Below are 15,304 nucleotides of genomic sequence, written 5' to 3'. Positions count from 1 at the left end.
CACCATGAGGCAGCGCCATGAGATAGTATGCTAACATACTCTATGCATGTTTTATTTATTTTTCTGAACAAATATTTTTGGGAATTGCATTGTATTTATCTGGCTATACTGAGCGAACGGCCAGCGAAAATTTCTTTGCGCCAATGCAATTTTGTGGAAAATTAAGATGCATGGATATGATATTTTTTGGTACGCTTGTACGCATGGAAACAACATTGCGCCCAGCTTTGAACATGCGTGAAAATTTTATTCGGAGACGAACGATATGAGCAGCAGCGAAAAACAGATTCACAATATCGAACAAATGTCCTGGCTTGCGGATTATCCCGCTATCGGAGCGCAGCGTTTTTCAGACAAGGCAGCGATCATTTCTGACAATGGATCGTACACATACCGGGAACTTGATGAAGCGTGCGACCGCTTTGCCGCTTTCTTGAAGCAACAGGGATTCACCCCGGGAACCAGAATTGCTTATCTCGGAAAAAACAGTCATCTCTTCTTCCCGGTTTTATTCGGCTGCCTTCGCAGCGGCGTGGTCCTGGTGCCAATCAACTGGCGCTGCACCGGCACGGAAATCGGCTACATTCTGCAGAACTCCACTAGCGCGCTGCTGATTCATGATCAGGAATTTTCGGAGGCCACCAGGGAAGCCACGGAAAAAGCCGGGACAAGCATCGCAACGCTGCCAACATCCGGTGACGCTGCTCGGACACTAGACCGCATTCTCAACGACGCGTCCATCCCGGCCCGGAAATCCAATGAATTATATTTGGACGAATGTGCCTTGCAAATGTACACGAGCGGCACCACCGGCCAACCCAAAGGCGTGATGCTGTCGCAGCGGGCACTGTCGATTGCACGCCATATTGAACTCGACACCCCCGCCTGGGACGACTGGACGTCTGACGACATCATCTTGTCAGCGATGCCGAATTTTCATGTTGGCGGACTCACGTGGATGCTGATCGGACTGCTGCGCTCGCTGACATGCATCCTGACCGCCGACCCAAGCCCGGCAAACCTTTTAAGACTCAGCCAGCAGCAGCATGTCACCCGCACCTTCATGGTTCCAACGGCAATTAGTTCGCTTCTGGACTTGATCAAGAAGAGCCACCTGCCCGCTCCCCAGCTGAAAAGCATTTTTTATGGCGCGTCCACCATGGACGTTCACTTACTGAAGGAATGCATTGAAACCTTCGGATGCGGATTTGGCCAATACTTCGGGATGACCGAGAACTGTGGTTCGGTCACTTTCCTGCCGCCCGTGTCGCATGACATTGCCCGTCCCGAATTGCTGCGTTCTGTCGGCAAGGCATTGCCTGGCATGAGCATCGAGATTCGCGACGACAATTGCGTACCGTTGCCCGCGAATACTCCCGGCGAAATCTGGGTCAAGTCGCCATGCATCATGATCGGCTACTGGAAACACGCAGAAGCAACCGCCGAAGTCCTGGTTGACGGATGGTACAAGACCGGCGATGGCGGTTATCTGGATGCGGAAGGATACTTGTATTTGACAGATAGAATCAAGGATATGATCGTGTCGGGCGGAGAAAACATTTACCCCGCTGAAGTCGAACAGGTATTGCGGCTTCACCCCGCAATCAGGGACCTCGTGATCGTCGGCATTCCAGACAAACCTTGGGGTGAATCTGTTGCAGCCATTATCGAGTGGAACGAAGGATGTGCAGCGACGGTCGAGGAATTGAGGACTTTTGCCAGAAAGCATATTGCTGGGTATAAGTTGCCTAAATTATTGCAAGCCGTGACTGCCCTGCCTCGCACCGCGACCGGAAAGCTTCAGCGCGCCGAGGTGCGTCGCCGCATAAAAAGTGGCGATATTCCGCTGGCAGGGACGCCCACTTAATAGGCGATGATCACGCTTTTCCGATACCGCAAATTGTCAGCGACCTTGTCGTGACTGATCGCTGCCATGACCCTGAATTTGGCCATGGCAGCGTCGGAAAACCCATGGTTTTTCCTGCCGCTTTCCTGCCGTTTTCCTGCACTTTCTCGGGCCCGATTTTTAGGCTGTCTCAGGCTGAATTGCCGAATTGCATTCGAATTGGACACCCTGCAGAGTCGCATTTTCATGCGGGCTGCCTGCCTCAAAAATCTCCTCAGCGCATTAAATCACGAACCACATCGCCATCAGTCCTTTGGCGAAATTCACCTATCCCAGCCCCATCCCGGCCAGCGCAGCTGCGCCCGGAGCCCTTGTTTTCAGCGCATTTCCGGGACTGATCAGAAATCCGCATTTTTGATGTTGACCCGCGCATTAATGTTAGTGTATTGTATCCATGCATACGAACTAATCATTCAACTTGAAAGGCACTAAAGTGGCGAACACATCGGTGTACGGTATTACCGGATACGGCGGCTATATTCCACGTCTGCGCATGCAAAGAGCAGCGATTGCAGCTGCGCACAAGTGGATGGCCCCCTCTCTCAAATCCCTCGCCAAAGGGCACAGGGCGTTCTGCAGCTGGGACGAAGACAGCGTCACCATGGCAGTCGAAGCGTCGCGCGATGCGCTCGACAATCGTGACCGAGCGGGCATCGGCAAGCTATACCTGTCATCCACGACGATGCCCTTCGCCGACCTGCAACATAGTGCCATTGTGGCCGGTGCATTAAACCTGTCTTCCGCCTGCCAGACGCTTGACCTGGGTTCGACGCAGCGCGCCGGCACCTCGGCACTGATGGCAGCGCTCCAGAATGGCGGTAGCGATGCCCTGCTCATCGCAAGTGAGCAGCCGAAAGGCAAGCCGGGCAGCATTCAGGAGATCGGTTATGGCGCAGGCGCCGCCGCCTTCACATTGGGAAGCCAGAACGTCATCGCCTCCTTGCTGGGCGCCGCCAGCCGGACCTCGTTCTTTGTGGATCACTTCCGCGCCAGCGATTCAGACTACAACTATGTCTGGGAAGAGCGATGGATCCGCGATGAAGGCTACATGAAGCTGGTGCCGGACGCAGTCAAGGCTGCTTTGAAAGATGCAAAAGTCAGTGCGGCCGACATCAGCCATTTCATCATGCCGTCGCCGATGAAGGGCCTGGCCGATGCAGTTGCCAAGAAACTGGGCGTGGCCGCCGAGTCGGTATCCGACAATCTGGAAGAAAACTGCGGCAATACCGGCAGTGCCCATGGCCTGCTGATGCTGGCCAAGGTGCTTGAACAAGCCACCCCCGGGCAAATCATTCTCGTGGTGGGATTCGGCCAGGGATGTGATGCATTGGTATTCCAGGTCACAGAAGCCATCAGCAAATTCAAACCACGCCGCGGCGTAAGCGGTGCGCTTGCTGATGCACAGGTACACGATGCCTACCTGCGCATGCTCTCATATGAAGGCAACATTGATCTGGAGTGGGGAATGCGGGCAGAAAAGACTGTCAAGACGGCCCTTACCGAGCAGTACCGTTCGAGCAATCAACTGGCAAGCTTCATGGCAGGCAAGTGCCGCTGCTGCCAAACGCTCCAGTTCCCGCAGATGCCGTATTGCGTCAATCCGGAGTGCAACGCATCGAGCGAGAATTTTGACCAGGTATCGCTGGTCGATGTACCGAACAGTGTGCTGACCTATACGGCGGACTGGCTTTCCTATCATCCTGCGCCGCCTTTGTATGTTGGATTTGTCCAATTTGAAAATGGCGCCCGGCTGCTGATGGAAACCGTTGAGGTGGGTGCGGCAGGTCTGGACGTCGGCACACCGCTGAAAGTTGTTTTTCGCATCAAGGACATCGACACGACGCGCGGCTATCCGCGATATTTCTGGAAAACAACGCCGATCGAAGCATAACAAGGGGATTTTCATGGCAAAAGGCATTAAAGACAAAGTCGCGATTCTTGGCATGGGCTGCTCCCAGTTCGGCGAGCGCTGGGATAAAGGCACATCGGAACTGCTGGCAGAGGCTTTCGATGAAGCGCTGAAGGATGCGGGAATTGAACGCAAGGAAATCGAGGCGGCGTGGTATGGCTCCTGCATGGATGCAGTCAACGTCGGGAACTCCGCCATTCCGGCATCCGTGGCTTTGCGTCTCGACAGCATTCCGTTCAGCCGCGTCGAGAACATGTGTGCAACAGGCACGGAAGCCTTGCGCGGCGCAGTCTACGCTGTCGCTTCCGGGGCAGTCGATATCGCCCTGGCTGTAGGCGCTGAAAAGCTGAAGGATACCGGCTATGGCGGTTTGCCACCAGGCTTCAAGGGCACATTCAATGACCTGTGGATGCCGCTCGGTTCGGCGCCAGCAGGATTTGCCCAACTGGCCGCCGGATACCGCGCCAAGCATGGCGTGTCGAAAGAAGATTTGAAACGCGCGATCGCACACGTTTCATGGAAAAGCCACGAGAACGGCGTGCTGAGCCCGAAGGCGCACCTCCGGAAAAAAGTCTCGATGGAGCAGATTTTGAACGCGCCGATGATTGCCGAACCGCTCGGCCTGTTCGATTGCTGCGGCGTGAGCGATGGCGCAGCTGCCGCGATCGTCACCACACCGGAAATCGCCCGCGCGCTTGGCCGCAAGGATATGGTCACCATCAAGGCGATCCAGTTATCGATCGGTTCTGGCGTTGAGTCGTCCACCAACCAGTGGGATGGCAGCCACGTGCGCACGACGCGCAATGCTGCGAAGAAGGCTTACGAGGAAGCCGGTATCACCGATCCGCGCAAGCAGCTCAGCCTGATGGAAGTGCACGACTGTTTTTCCATTACCGAACTGGTCACGATGGAAGACCTGTTTGTTTCGAAAGAAGGTCGTGCCACTCATGACGTGCTGGATGGATTCTACGATCGCACCGGTGGTGGCGTTCCATGCCAGGTCGATGGCGGCCTCAAGTGTTTCGGCCATCCGATTGGCGCAACCGGGTTGCGCATGGCGTATGAAGTCTACAATCAATTGCTGGGACGCGCCGGTGAGCGCCAATTGAAAGATCCAAGCCTGGGCCTGACGCATAACCTGGGTGGCGTCCCCTATCTGGGCATTGCTGCAATCTCGATCCTGGGGCTGCATAGCTAGATATGACTATGTTACCTACAAATAATCGACAGGTTGTACTCAAATCGCGTCCCGTAGGAATCCCGCAGGCAGAACATTTTGAGCTTGTCAGCACCGCCCTTCCTGATCTTCGACAGGGAGAATTTTTGGTGCGCAATGCGTTTCTTTCTGTCGAGCCTGCCATGCGGGGCTGGGTCAACGCTGCAGCCAATTATTCCGATCCGGTGGCAATCGGTGACGTCATGCGGTCTTTTAGCGCCGGCGAAGTCATCGCATCCCGGCACCCCGGCTTCGCTGAAGGCGACCAGGTGATGGGCATGCTTGGCTGGCAGGAATACGCCGTAACCGACGGCCGCACCATACGACGCAAGATAAAGGAATCGGACTTGCCGATTTCCTTGTCGCTGGGGATCTTGGGAATCAATGGCATCACCGCCTACTTTGCGTTGACAGAGGCGGCGCAGCCACGCCCCGGCGATACCGTCGTCGTCTCGACGGCTGCTGGCGCCGTCGGTTCAGCCGTCGGTCAGATTGCCAGAATTGCCGGCTGCCGCACGGTGGGCATCACTGGCGGTCCGGAAAAAGTCCGGGCTTGCATCGACGAATTCGGCTTCGATGCCGCCGTCGATTACAAGTCGGAAAACTTTGAAAAAGATCTGATTGCGGCCTGTCCGAAGGGCGTGGATGTCTACCATGACAATACGTCAGGAAGAATTTCAGATGTCGTAGTAAGCCAGATCAATAAAGGGGCGCGCATTGTCGTTTGCGGCACGGCGTCCGTAGCGAACTGGGAGCCGTGGCCCCTCGGACCGCGCGTGGAACGCCATCTTCTCAATAAAGCTGCACGCATGCAGGGTTTTCTGGTGTGGGATTATGAGCATCGCTATGAGGAAGCTGTGGCCCGCCTGGCAGCCTGGGTCCGCACCGGACAACTGCGCTATCGCGAGGATGTTTTGAATGGCATTGAACAGGCCCCGGACGCTATCGCCGGCCTCTATCGAGGGGAAAACAACGGCAAACGACTGATCCGTCTGCAGCATGGTTAAGTCAGTATTTATCGTAGTTAATTAATACTTGGAGAGCACAAAATGAAAATCTGTGAAGGTCGTGTAGCAATTATTACTGGCGCCGGTCGCGGCTTGGGTCGGGCGCACGCGCTGATGCTCGCGCGCCATGGCGCAAAAGTCGTTGTCAACGATATCGGCACCTCGGCAAGCGGTGAGGGTGTTGACCAGACTCCCGCGCAAGAAGTCGTTGCCCTGATCCGTGAAATGGGCGGTGAAGCCATCGTGGACAATTCGGACGTCGCGGATTGGAATGGCGCCAAAAACTTGATCAAGAATGCCGTGGATACTTTCGGCAAGCTGGATATTCTGATCAACAACGCCGGCATCCTGCGTGACGGCATGCTGATCAATACGACAGAACAGGACTGGGACGCCGTTGTCCGCGTGAACCTGAAAGGCACATTCGCCCCTATCCACCATGCAGCAAACTATTGGCGCGAGCAATCGAAGGCAGGCAAGCCGGTCGATGCGCGCGTGATTAATACCACTTCGCATTCGGCACTGTATGCCAATATCGGACAGACCAACTATGCAGCCGCCAAGGCCGGCGTTGCCACCCTGTCGATCGTTGCCGCCCGCGAGCTGGGCCGTTATGGCGTCACTGTCAATGCGATTGCGCCGCGCGCTGAAACCCGCATGACGCAGGGCCTGAAAGAGTGGACGCCGGAGCAGCTGGAACGGCGCGACCCCGAGTGGATCGCCGCATTTGTAACCTGGTTGGCCAGCCCGGCATCGCGCGGCATCAGCGGTCGCGTGTTCGAGGCATGGGGCTATGGCTACTCCGTCGCAGAAAGCTGGCAGCATGGGCCGATTACTCCTGCGACCAAGGACCCGTCGACCCTGGACAAGGAAATCGCCAATATCATCAAGTTCTCGAGAAAGAATGCCGGGATTGACCGCGACACCTGGCTCGAGCCTTAAGTTGCCCCCGCTTTCCAGTCCATTCGTTATTGCTTAATTAATGGAAAGGACTGGAAAGCAAAGCCCTGATTGCATTTGCGAAACGTTGGCGCAATGTCGCCGCCCACAAACGGATTGCAATCAGGCGCTCTTTGCATCCCCGCTTTACAAAGCTTCCCTGCACGGCTGCATCGATGGCCACCCTCCCTCCGCTGATGTCGCTTCACAGCTGAAACCTGCACTTTCAAATCGCTGTTGACACGCCGGCAGCACTCCGGTACTTGTATTGACATATAAAGTACGTATGTATACCATCAAGATAGAATAAAACACAACGACAATTTCTCCGCGGCTGACTCGGACGAAACTGGACGCGAGTGCCAGCGATACTTACTAGGAGGAGACACCATGAATATGTCATTGAAGCACGTATTGAGTCCGCTCGAGATCGGCCCGGTAACGGTCAAAAATCGGGTTACCCGGACCGGCCACGCCACCGGTCTCGGCGGCGGCACCATGAGCCGGAGCCTGATTGACTATCACGTGGCCCGTGCAAAAGGCGGGGTCGGGCTCACCATACTGGAGGCGCTCGGCATCTACCAATCTGCCTATCCTTTTCTCGTGGCAGGCGCGCCCGGCATGGTCGAAGGCTATCAAGCGCTGATGGCCGAAGTCGCACCTTATGGCATGAAGATATTCCAGCAGATCGGTCATCTCGGCAACGAGATTCCACAGGCCGATGGCTCCCCCCCGCTCTCCGCCTCCGACTCGATCGGCGCCATCGGGATTCCTGCCGAGCCGATGTCCCGGCAGCAGATTGCGGGTTTGATTGCCGCCTATGTTGCCGCGGCAGAGGACTGCGTGAAGGGTGGTCTCGATGGCGTTGAGGTGCACATGGCGCACGGCTATCTGATCCAGCAGTTCATGTCGCCGCTCTATAACCAGCGCACGGACGAGTATGGCGGCAGCTTTGAAAACCGGATGCGCCTGCCGCTGGAGTTGCTCGTCGCGGTAAAAAAGGTGCTGCCTGCCACGATGGTTCTTGGGGTACGGCTCAGCGCCGACCTTATGCCGGGCGGCTTGACCGGCGAAGACGTGCGCAACGCTGCTCAACTGTTCGAGGACAGGAAGCTGATCGACTTTCTGAATCTGACGATGGGCGATAACTACACGCCGAACAAGATTGTCGCGCCAATGCATGAGCCGGTAGGCTATGAGCTGCCCCATGACAGGCCGATCCGTCAAGGCATCACGGTCCCCGTCCTGGTGACGGGACGCTTCCGCACGCTGGAAGAGGCGGATCAGGTGATCCGCCAGGGCGATGCCGACCTGGTCGCCCTCACACGCGCCCATATCGCCGATCCGGATATCGTCCGCAAAACAATCGACGGACGCGTGGATGAAGTGCGTCCTTGTATCGCTTGCAACCATGGCTGCATCGGCGGCGTCGTCACCATGGGCAGGCTCGGTTGCGCTGTGAATGTCGCCGTTGGTGCGGAGTCCGCGCTGGCGGAAGATCTGATCAAGCCGGTTGAGCAGCCTCGCAAGGTCCTCATCATCGGCGGCGGCCCGGCCGGACTCGAAGCTGCCCGCATAGCGGCATTGAAAGGGCATACCGTGATTCTGGCGGAAGCTTCGGATGCCTTGGGTGGGTGCATCAATATCGCCAAACGCGCACCGCGCAGAATTGGCATCGGCGACATCACGGACTGGCTGGAGCGTGAAGTCTATCGGCTCGGAGTGGATGTACGCCTGGGCACCTACGTGCAGGCTGCGGACGTCGCGGCAATTGCGCCCGATGTGGTGATCGTCGCGACCGGCTCGCTCCCGCGGATGGACGACGGCCGTCAAATGTTTTCCCCCGGCCATGTCGTTGCCGGCATCGAAAGTCCCAAGGTCCTGTCCAGCCATGATCTGCTGCTGGGTGACCGGCATCGCAACCTGGGGCGCCACGCCGTCGTTTTCGACGATCCTGGTCACTACGAGGGCATCGCCGCGGCGGAGTTCCTGATTGAAAGCGGCGTCGCCGTTACCTTCGTGACCGGCCATCCGAGTTTTTCCCCGCGGATGGAATTGAATCACACTGCCGCCCCCGCGCTCGAGCGGCTCGCCAAAGGCGATTTCCGGCTGTTGACATCCACAAAGCTGGAGGCTGTCGACAAGGGCAAAGTGCAATTGTCGCATCGTCATGGGGGCAAGGCTTTCGACGTCGACGCCGACATGGTCGTGTTCGTGTCGCATAACCGGCCCAACCGTGAGCTCCTCGACGAACTCGAAGGCTTCTCCGGACAGGTCATCCCTGTCGGCGACGTGCGCAGCCCACGCTATCTCCAGACGGCGATACGCGAAGGCCACCTTGCCGCCCGCTCGATCGCTTAAGAAAAAGCCGCGCATGGAATTCGATTACATCATCGTCGGCGCCGGCTCGGCGGGTTGCGTGCTGGCCAATCGCCTTTCGGCAGACCCGCGTAATCACGTGCTGCTGCTGGAAGCCGGCGGGTCCGACCGCGACCCCATGATCCATGTGCCGGGCGGTCTGTTGCCACTGCTTCTTTCGGGTAAGCACAGCTGGAACTATGTCAGCGCGCCGCAGGCGAAGTTGAATGGCCGTTCGATGATTCTTCCGCGCGGCAAGGTTCTGGGTGGCGGCAGTTCGATCAACGGCATGATGTACGATCGCGGCGCGCCGAGCGATTACGATGGCTGGGCGAACATGGGCAATCGCGGCTGGTCTTATGCCGACGTGCTGCCCTACTTCAAACGGGCGGAGAGCTTCAAGCACGGCGCCAATGAATGGCACGGCGGCGACGGACCGGTCCAGGTCGGCCGGCCGGGCGTTTGCAATCCACTCGCCAAGGCGTTCGTCAAAGCCGGCCAGCAAGCCGGCTATCCCTACAATGACGACACCAACGGCGCCTTGCGCGAAGGTTTCGGTCCAATCGATATGACGTCCTGGCGCGGACGTCGCTCCAGCAGCGCGACCGCCTACCTGCGGCCGATCCGCTCGCGCCCCAATCTAACGGTGCTGACAAATGCGCATGCAACGCGTATCGTCTTCGAAGGGAAACGCGCCGCCGGCGTCGCTTTTGCACGCAACGGCAAGCAGACTGCGACGGCGCGACGCGAAGTCATCCTGGCTGCCGGCGCGGTGGCCTCGCCCCAGCTCCTCATGCTCTCCGGCATTGGCGATGCGGACCGGCTCCAGGATCTCGGCATTCTCGTGAACGCCCATCTGCCCGGCGTCGGCCGCAACCTGCAGGACCATCTTTCGCTTTATATGAAATACCGTGCGATCCAGCCGGTATCACTGTACGCCCACGTCCATCCAGTGCGGGCAAGCATCGCCGTCGCCCGCTACCTGCTGTCGCGCACCGGCCCATTGACATCGACGGGAATCGAGGCAATCGGCTATGTCCGCTCCCAGGCTGAATTGCCGGAACCCGATGTCAAATTGTCGATGATTCTCGCGTTGATGAAGGACGATCACACCGGGCTGATGCCGGAGCACGGCTTTTCGGCGCATGTCTGTGTCCTGCGTCCCGAAAGCCGCGGCGAAATCCGGCTGGCCTCGGCGGATCCCGCTGCGCCGCCCATCGTCGATCAGAATTACCTTGATTCGGCCAACGATCTGGCGACCATGATCAAAGCCGTTCGCATCTCCCGCCAGGTGTTCGGCCAGCCGGCCTTCACCCCCTACCGCGGCGAGGAATATCGCCCCGGCCAGGATGTGCAGAAGGATGAGGAAATCGCGGCTTTCATCCGGGCTTCCGCCAATCCCGACTACCACACCGCCGGCACCTGCAAGATGGGGACAGACGGCATGGCCGTGGTCGACGACCAGCTGCGTGTGCATGGCATCGCCGGGCTGCGGGTCGCCGATGCCGCGATCATGCCCACACTCATCGGCGGCAATACCAACATGCCTGCAATTATGATCGGTGAAAAAGCGTCGGATCTGATTTTGCGCGACGCAGCCGGCAAGATTTAAGCTTCAATCTTTTTTAAAAAAGGAAAATATGACACTGCAAAATTTGGCCGACCGTGCGGCAATCCAGGACGTGATGCTGAAATACGTATCGGCGATCGATGACCGCGATTTCGATCGTTACCGGAGCTGCTTCACCAGCGACGTCGAAATCATTGGCTTCACGCCGGATGTACTCCGCGGCACCGCTGCCGTAATCGACTTCGTCAAACCCGCCATGGCGCCATTTGGCGCTTCGCAGCACCTGATCGGACCGTCCCTGATCGCCATCGACGGCGATGCTGCCCATGCGCGCACCGAGGTGCAAGCCACGCAATGTTTCAAGGAACCGGAAGGCCGTACGTTGACGTTATGGGCAACATATAAAACCGACTTCGTTCGCGTCGCCGGGGAATGGAAGATCAAGAAACATCTGCTGATTCCGAAAACCATGAAAACCGTCGACGCCGGCTGATCGGTCTGGGGCGCGATGCTGAGAGAATAATGGCGACGTGATCAACGCCTCTCGCCATAGCGCCCTCTTGCCCGGGTCGAGGGCCAACGACCAGATCAATCTGACGGACGAGGAGTCGCGCAAGCGCCCAACGATATGGAGCGAATCATTCAGAGTAATTGCTGGAAACAGTAATTCTCTTCGTCCGATCGCGATCGCCCCCCTCTTCTTGCCGGACATAATTTTCTTTTCAGTGTTTTTTACTGGCCGTTGGCCAGTAAGCGCATATTTATGGCCGCATATTGGCTTATATTTTTTCGCCAGAAAAATATAATTATCGAACGATTACAAGATCAATGTCCGACGATATTTTAAGAAATGCGGAGGCTGAACACGTTTTTACACGGAGGGCTGACATGACTGCCAACTCGCAATGGCTAATGATTGGAACTTTATTGCTTTCTTCTCATGCTTATGCGGCTTCATCCTCAGGGGACGTGAGTTTTCGGGAGAAGATCGTTCCGGTCCTGAAGGCAAAATGCGCAATGTGCCATATGACTGGCCAAGAAGCCGGGAAGATCGCGTTGCATCATGGGGCTGCTTACAAGAGCCTTGTCTGTGTTCAATCCTCCATCAAGGGGGCTTACCAGGGCGGGTTTGTACATCAAATGGCGCACAACATCATCGTCGATCGGATTACCGGCGTTCGTGCTCGCGCTCGGCACACATTGCATGTGTTTGGATCGAAGTTCAGGATTATCGCTCTCTACTATGACGGCGTTGTGCGTACAGCGGAAGGCTGGAAGTCTGCCGTGACCATCCCTGCGTCGCCCTAGCGCTGTTATGCCTATTCAACACCCAAAACCTTTTCATGAAAATTTCTTGCCCGTCGTCGACGGCCATGCTGTCTACTATGCGGAATATGGTCAGCCACGAGGCAATCCCGTAGTCGTCCTCCACGGTGGTCCTGGTAGCGGCTGCTCTCCGACAATGCTCACATGGTTCGACTTGGCATACGACCGTGTCATTCTGTTTGACCAGCGCGGGGCCGGGAACAGCACCCCTCTTGGAGAGCTGGGCAACAATCGCACTTCGGATCTCGTTGGCGACGTCGAGCGCTTGCGTCAACATCTTGGGATTGCGCGGTGGCGACTGGTTGGTGGATCATGGGGAGCAACGCTGGCGCTTTGCTACCTGGGTACTCATCCGAAAGTAGTAAGCGGCGCAGTCCTGCGCGGCGTATTCCTTGCTAGTGAACGCGAGATCGAATGGTTTTTCCAGACGTTGCAGGCGCTTGCGCCGCAAGCTTGGGACCAATTGACATTTGGTTGGACGGCATCACAACGCAGCGATGTATTCCATACCTTAACAGCGATGTTTCGAAGCCGAACATTGAAAGACTGCTGGGATGCGGCAAAGCGATGGGGACATTACGAGGAATCCATCATGCATGCGATGGCTGGAAGGCCGTTGCCACCAATGGGATCGGCGCCGGAACGTTGGCTACAAAAATACCGACTGCAAGCGCATTACTTGTCAAACAATTGTTTTGTCACTGAGCGCTATCTGTTTCGACAAGCGCGGCGGGCGAAGGACGTACCCACCATCATTGTGCACGGGACGCACGATTGGATTTGCCCCCCTATGAACGTCACACGGCTTGCCCGGTTTTTGCCGAGAGCTGATGTACGTTGGGTCGAGGGCGGTACGCATGCGGCCAGCGATCCACTGATCGCCGCTGCATTGCGCCGGGCGATTGCGGATCTGCGGTGATGTGAAAATCATTTGGCCGATGGGTGTATTCGCTTGCCAAAGGAAAGACACTTCTGCAACAATGAACTTCATCCGGTTGAAATTTTTGGCCGGATAAAAACTCAACCATTCATCAACAAGATTGCATAGGAGACCATCATGACATGGGAAAAACCGCAAGCCATTAACTTCCGCTTTGGTTTTGAAATCACGATGTATATCGCTAATCGCTGATATACATTTGCGAGAGCGAGGTGCCGGCGGGCCTCGCTCTCGGGAGTCATGCTTGAAAATACATATACTAGGCTCGGCTGCCGGCGGCGGTTTCCCGCAATGGAACTGCAACTGCGGCAACTGCAAGGGATTGAGAGACGGCAGCATCCGTGCCCAAGCCCGCACGCAATCCTCGATCGCACTCAGCGAAAACGGTCAAGACTGGGTATTGATTAACGCTTCGCCGGACATACTGAAGCAGATCAATGACGCGCCTGCACTGCAGCCGGCGCGCGCGGTGCGCGACAGCGGCATCGCGGCAGTGCTGCTGATGGATGCCCAGATCGACCATGTGACGGGCCTGCTAATGCTGCGCGAACGTTCGATGCCCTTGCCTCTATACGCCACTGAGCAAGTGTTAGCTGACCTGTCGACGGGCTTGCCGATTACCAGGGTGCTGTCGCATTACTGCGGTATCAGTGCCAACCCGATCACACCGGACGGCAAGCCGTTCTTCATCGCGCCGCTCGAGCGCACCGTCTTTAGCGCGATCACTTTATCGAGCAAGGCACCGCCCTACTCACCGCATCGCAATGATCCGCATCCCGGCGACAACATCGGCTTGCAGGTCACCAGCAAGAAAAGCGGCCGGACCTTGTTCTATGCGCCCGGCCTCGGCAACCTGACGGAGGTGGTGGAAGCGGCGATGCAGAACGCGGACATCCTGATGGTCGACGGCACCTTCTGGACCGAAGAAGAAATGATTGCATTAGGCTTGTCGAAGAAACCGGCCTCCGCCATGGGCCATCTGTCGCAGTCCGGTCCCGGCGGTATGATCGAAGTGCTGGACCGCATGCAGGCGCAGCGCAAGATTCTCATCCATATTAACAATAGCAACCCAATATTGCGCGAGGATTCGCGAGAGCGGGCCATCCTGCGCGAGCATGGCATCGAGGTTGCGGCCGACGGAATGGAAATAGAGCTATGAGCAGCAAGGATGCACAGGCGCCCTGGTCCCGCGCCGAGTTCGAAGAACAGTTGCGTGCCAAGGGCAAGAATTATCATATCCACCATCCTTTCAATTTGCGCATGAACAGCGGCCAGTGCTCGCCAGCGCAGATTCGCGGCTGGGTCGCCAACCGTTGCTACTACCAGTCCATCATCCCGAAAAAGGATGCCGCGATCCTGTCCAATTGCGATGATCGCGAGACTCGCCGCAAGTGGATCGCCCGCATCCTCGACCATGACGGCTATGATGATTACCAAGGTCACCATGCCGGCGGCATGGAAGCTTGGACCCAGCTGGGCGAAGCGGTCGGCATTCCGCGCGAGGAGCTGTTGTCGATGAGCCATGTGGTGCCTGGCGTACGCTTCGCCTGCGATGCCTATGTCGATTTCGCGCGCCGAAGACCGTGGCAGGAAGCAGTCTGTTCTTCGCTGACCGAAATGTTTGCGCCGCAAATTCATAAGGACCGCCTGGCCACTTGGCCCAAGTATTACAACTGGATCGCGCCCGCAGGCCTGAATTATTTCCGCAGTCGAATTCCGCTGGCGCAGCGTGACGTCGACCACGGGCTGGACGTCACGCTCGACTATTTCACGACCTCCGAACAGCAGGCCCGTGCGCTCGACATACTGCAGTTCAAGCTCGACATCCTATGGACCATGCTGGATGCGATTGAAAAGGCCTATCCTGAATGAACAGCTTGCCAAAAAAACCCGTCCTGAACCGGAGCTTCCGCATGCAATGGGAAGAAGTGCAGAAATGCCATGTTCTGCTGTACCCGGAAGGCATGATCAGGCTTAATACCAGCGCCGCCGAAATATTGAAGTGCTGCGATGGCAAAACCAGCGTTGACGACATCGTCGGCACGCTGGAGGCGAAGTTCAACACCACAGACCTGCGTGAGGACATCGAAGCCATGCTGAACCACGCGCATCGGGAAAACTGGATCGCCTGAC

Annotated in this window: 15 protein-coding genes; 14 read left to right on the top strand and 1 reads right to left on the bottom strand. The window is 57.1% G+C overall.

Features of this window, described 5'->3' with window-relative positions:
• Window positions 1-265 precede the first annotated feature (265 nt).
• Window positions 266-1,867, top strand: coding sequence for a long-chain-fatty-acid--CoA ligase (locus D3878_RS17910; protein ID WP_119786731.1), 1,602 nt, complete (start codon window positions 266-268; stop codon window positions 1,865-1,867).
• Here D3878_RS17910 and D3878_RS23550 read toward each other — a convergent pair.
• Window positions 1,864-2,094 (bottom strand): hypothetical protein, encoded by a 231-nt coding sequence (locus tag D3878_RS23550; protein WP_147384026.1) that lies wholly within the window; start codon window positions 2,092-2,094, stop codon window positions 1,864-1,866. The two genes, D3878_RS17910 and D3878_RS23550, sit on opposite strands and share 4 nt — an antisense overlap.
• A 245-nt stretch (window positions 2,095-2,339) precedes the next feature.
• On the opposite strand from D3878_RS23550, the gene D3878_RS17905 reads away from it, so the two are divergent.
• The 13 genes from D3878_RS17905 to pqqD all read left to right on the top strand — a co-directional run bounded on the left by D3878_RS17905 (window position 2,340) and on the right by pqqD (window position 15,303).
• A complete protein-coding gene (locus D3878_RS17905) occupies window positions 2,340-3,797 on the top strand; it encodes a hydroxymethylglutaryl-CoA synthase family protein (RefSeq protein ID WP_233556380.1) in 1,458 nt (485 codons plus the stop codon).
• A gap of 13 nt (window positions 3,798-3,810) precedes the next feature.
• Window positions 3,811-5,013 carry an acetyl-CoA acetyltransferase gene (locus tag D3878_RS17900; RefSeq protein ID WP_119786730.1) on the top strand — a complete coding sequence of 401 codons (1,203 nt, stop codon included), beginning with the start codon at window positions 3,811-3,813 and terminating at the stop codon, window positions 5,011-5,013.
• Between the two features lie 2 nt (window positions 5,014-5,015).
• Window positions 5,016-6,038, top strand: coding sequence for an NADP-dependent oxidoreductase (locus D3878_RS17895; RefSeq protein ID WP_119786729.1), 1,023 nt, complete (start codon window positions 5,016-5,018; stop codon window positions 6,036-6,038).
• A 42-nt stretch (window positions 6,039-6,080) separates the two neighbouring features.
• The gene (locus D3878_RS17890) at window positions 6,081-6,980 is read left to right on the top strand and encodes an SDR family NAD(P)-dependent oxidoreductase (RefSeq protein WP_119786728.1); all 900 of its coding nucleotides are present in this window, start codon (window positions 6,081-6,083) and stop codon (window positions 6,978-6,980) included.
• 387 nt (window positions 6,981-7,367) lie between these two features.
• Window positions 7,368-9,338, top strand: coding sequence for an oxidoreductase (locus D3878_RS17885; protein ID WP_119786727.1), 1,971 nt, complete (start codon window positions 7,368-7,370; stop codon window positions 9,336-9,338).
• 13 nt (window positions 9,339-9,351) lie between these two features.
• Window positions 9,352-10,947 (top strand): GMC family oxidoreductase, encoded by a 1,596-nt coding sequence (locus tag D3878_RS17880; RefSeq protein ID WP_119786726.1) that lies wholly within the window; start codon window positions 9,352-9,354, stop codon window positions 10,945-10,947.
• A gap of 28 nt (window positions 10,948-10,975) precedes the next feature.
• The gene (locus tag D3878_RS17875; protein ID WP_119786725.1) at window positions 10,976-11,398 is read left to right on the top strand and encodes a nuclear transport factor 2 family protein; all 423 of its coding nucleotides are present in this window, start codon (window positions 10,976-10,978) and stop codon (window positions 11,396-11,398) included.
• A gap of 395 nt (window positions 11,399-11,793) precedes the next feature.
• A complete protein-coding gene (locus D3878_RS17870; protein WP_147384024.1) occupies window positions 11,794-12,213 on the top strand; it encodes a hypothetical protein in 420 nt (139 codons plus the stop codon).
• A 7-nt stretch (window positions 12,214-12,220) separates the two neighbouring features.
• Window positions 12,221-13,150, top strand: a complete 930-nt coding sequence (gene pip / locus D3878_RS17865; protein ID WP_119786723.1) for a prolyl aminopeptidase — start codon at window positions 12,221-12,223, stop codon at window positions 13,148-13,150.
• A gap of 138 nt (window positions 13,151-13,288) precedes the next feature.
• On the top strand, window positions 13,289-13,363 hold the full coding sequence (gene pqqA, locus D3878_RS24835; protein WP_119787977.1) for a pyrroloquinoline quinone precursor peptide PqqA: 75 nt from the start codon (window positions 13,289-13,291) through the stop codon (window positions 13,361-13,363).
• 52 nt (window positions 13,364-13,415) lie between these two features.
• The gene (gene pqqB / locus D3878_RS17855; protein WP_119786722.1) at window positions 13,416-14,330 is read left to right on the top strand and encodes a pyrroloquinoline quinone biosynthesis protein PqqB; all 915 of its coding nucleotides are present in this window, start codon (window positions 13,416-13,418) and stop codon (window positions 14,328-14,330) included.
• Window positions 14,327-15,043: a pyrroloquinoline-quinone synthase PqqC gene (gene pqqC, locus D3878_RS17850; RefSeq protein ID WP_119786721.1), complete on the top strand. Its 717-nt coding sequence runs from the start codon at window positions 14,327-14,329 to the stop codon at window positions 15,041-15,043. Before pqqB ends, pqqC begins: the two co-directional genes overlap by 4 nt.
• The gene (gene pqqD / locus D3878_RS17845; protein ID WP_119786720.1) at window positions 15,040-15,303 is read left to right on the top strand and encodes a pyrroloquinoline quinone biosynthesis peptide chaperone PqqD; all 264 of its coding nucleotides are present in this window, start codon (window positions 15,040-15,042) and stop codon (window positions 15,301-15,303) included. Before pqqC ends, pqqD begins: the two co-directional genes overlap by 4 nt.
• The last annotated feature ends 1 nt before the right edge of the window (window position 15,304 follow it).

The sequence above is a fragment of the Noviherbaspirillum sedimenti genome, assembly GCF_003590835.1.
In the GTDB taxonomy this organism is placed as follows: Bacteria; Pseudomonadota; Gammaproteobacteria; order Burkholderiales; family Burkholderiaceae_D; genus Paucimonas; species Paucimonas sedimenti.
This window is presented reverse-complemented; position numbering and strand designations above follow the sequence as displayed.

What these genes read in the sequence shown, in the direction of transcription:
- D3878_RS17895 (WP_119786729.1), top strand. Translation starts at nt 5,016, where the DNA reads ATGACTATGTTACCTACAAATAATCGACAGGTTGTACTCAAATCGCGT.
- pqqC (WP_119786721.1), top strand. Translation starts at nt 14,327, where the DNA reads ATGAGCAGCAAGGATGCACAGGCGCCCTGGTCCCGCGCCGAGTTCGAA.
- D3878_RS17890 (WP_119786728.1), top strand. Translation starts at nt 6,081, where the DNA reads ATGAAAATCTGTGAAGGTCGTGTAGCAATTATTACTGGCGCCGGTCGC.
- D3878_RS17885 (WP_119786727.1), top strand. Translation starts at nt 7,368, where the DNA reads ATGAATATGTCATTGAAGCACGTATTGAGTCCGCTCGAGATCGGCCCG.
- D3878_RS17900 (WP_119786730.1), top strand. Translation starts at nt 3,811, where the DNA reads ATGGCAAAAGGCATTAAAGACAAAGTCGCGATTCTTGGCATGGGCTGC.
- D3878_RS23550 (WP_147384026.1), bottom strand. Translation starts at nt 2,094, where the DNA reads ATGAAAATGCGACTCTGCAGGGTGTCCAATTCGAATGCAATTCGGCAA.
- D3878_RS17880 (WP_119786726.1), top strand. Translation starts at nt 9,352, where the DNA reads ATGGAATTCGATTACATCATCGTCGGCGCCGGCTCGGCGGGTTGCGTG.
- pip (WP_119786723.1), top strand. Translation starts at nt 12,221, where the DNA reads ATGCCTATTCAACACCCAAAACCTTTTCATGAAAATTTCTTGCCCGTC.
- pqqD (WP_119786720.1), top strand. Translation starts at nt 15,040, where the DNA reads ATGAACAGCTTGCCAAAAAAACCCGTCCTGAACCGGAGCTTCCGCATG.
- D3878_RS17870 (WP_147384024.1), top strand. Translation starts at nt 11,794, where the DNA reads ATGACTGCCAACTCGCAATGGCTAATGATTGGAACTTTATTGCTTTCT.
- D3878_RS17910 (WP_119786731.1), top strand. Translation starts at nt 266, where the DNA reads ATGAGCAGCAGCGAAAAACAGATTCACAATATCGAACAAATGTCCTGG.
- D3878_RS17875 (WP_119786725.1), top strand. Translation starts at nt 10,976, where the DNA reads ATGACACTGCAAAATTTGGCCGACCGTGCGGCAATCCAGGACGTGATG.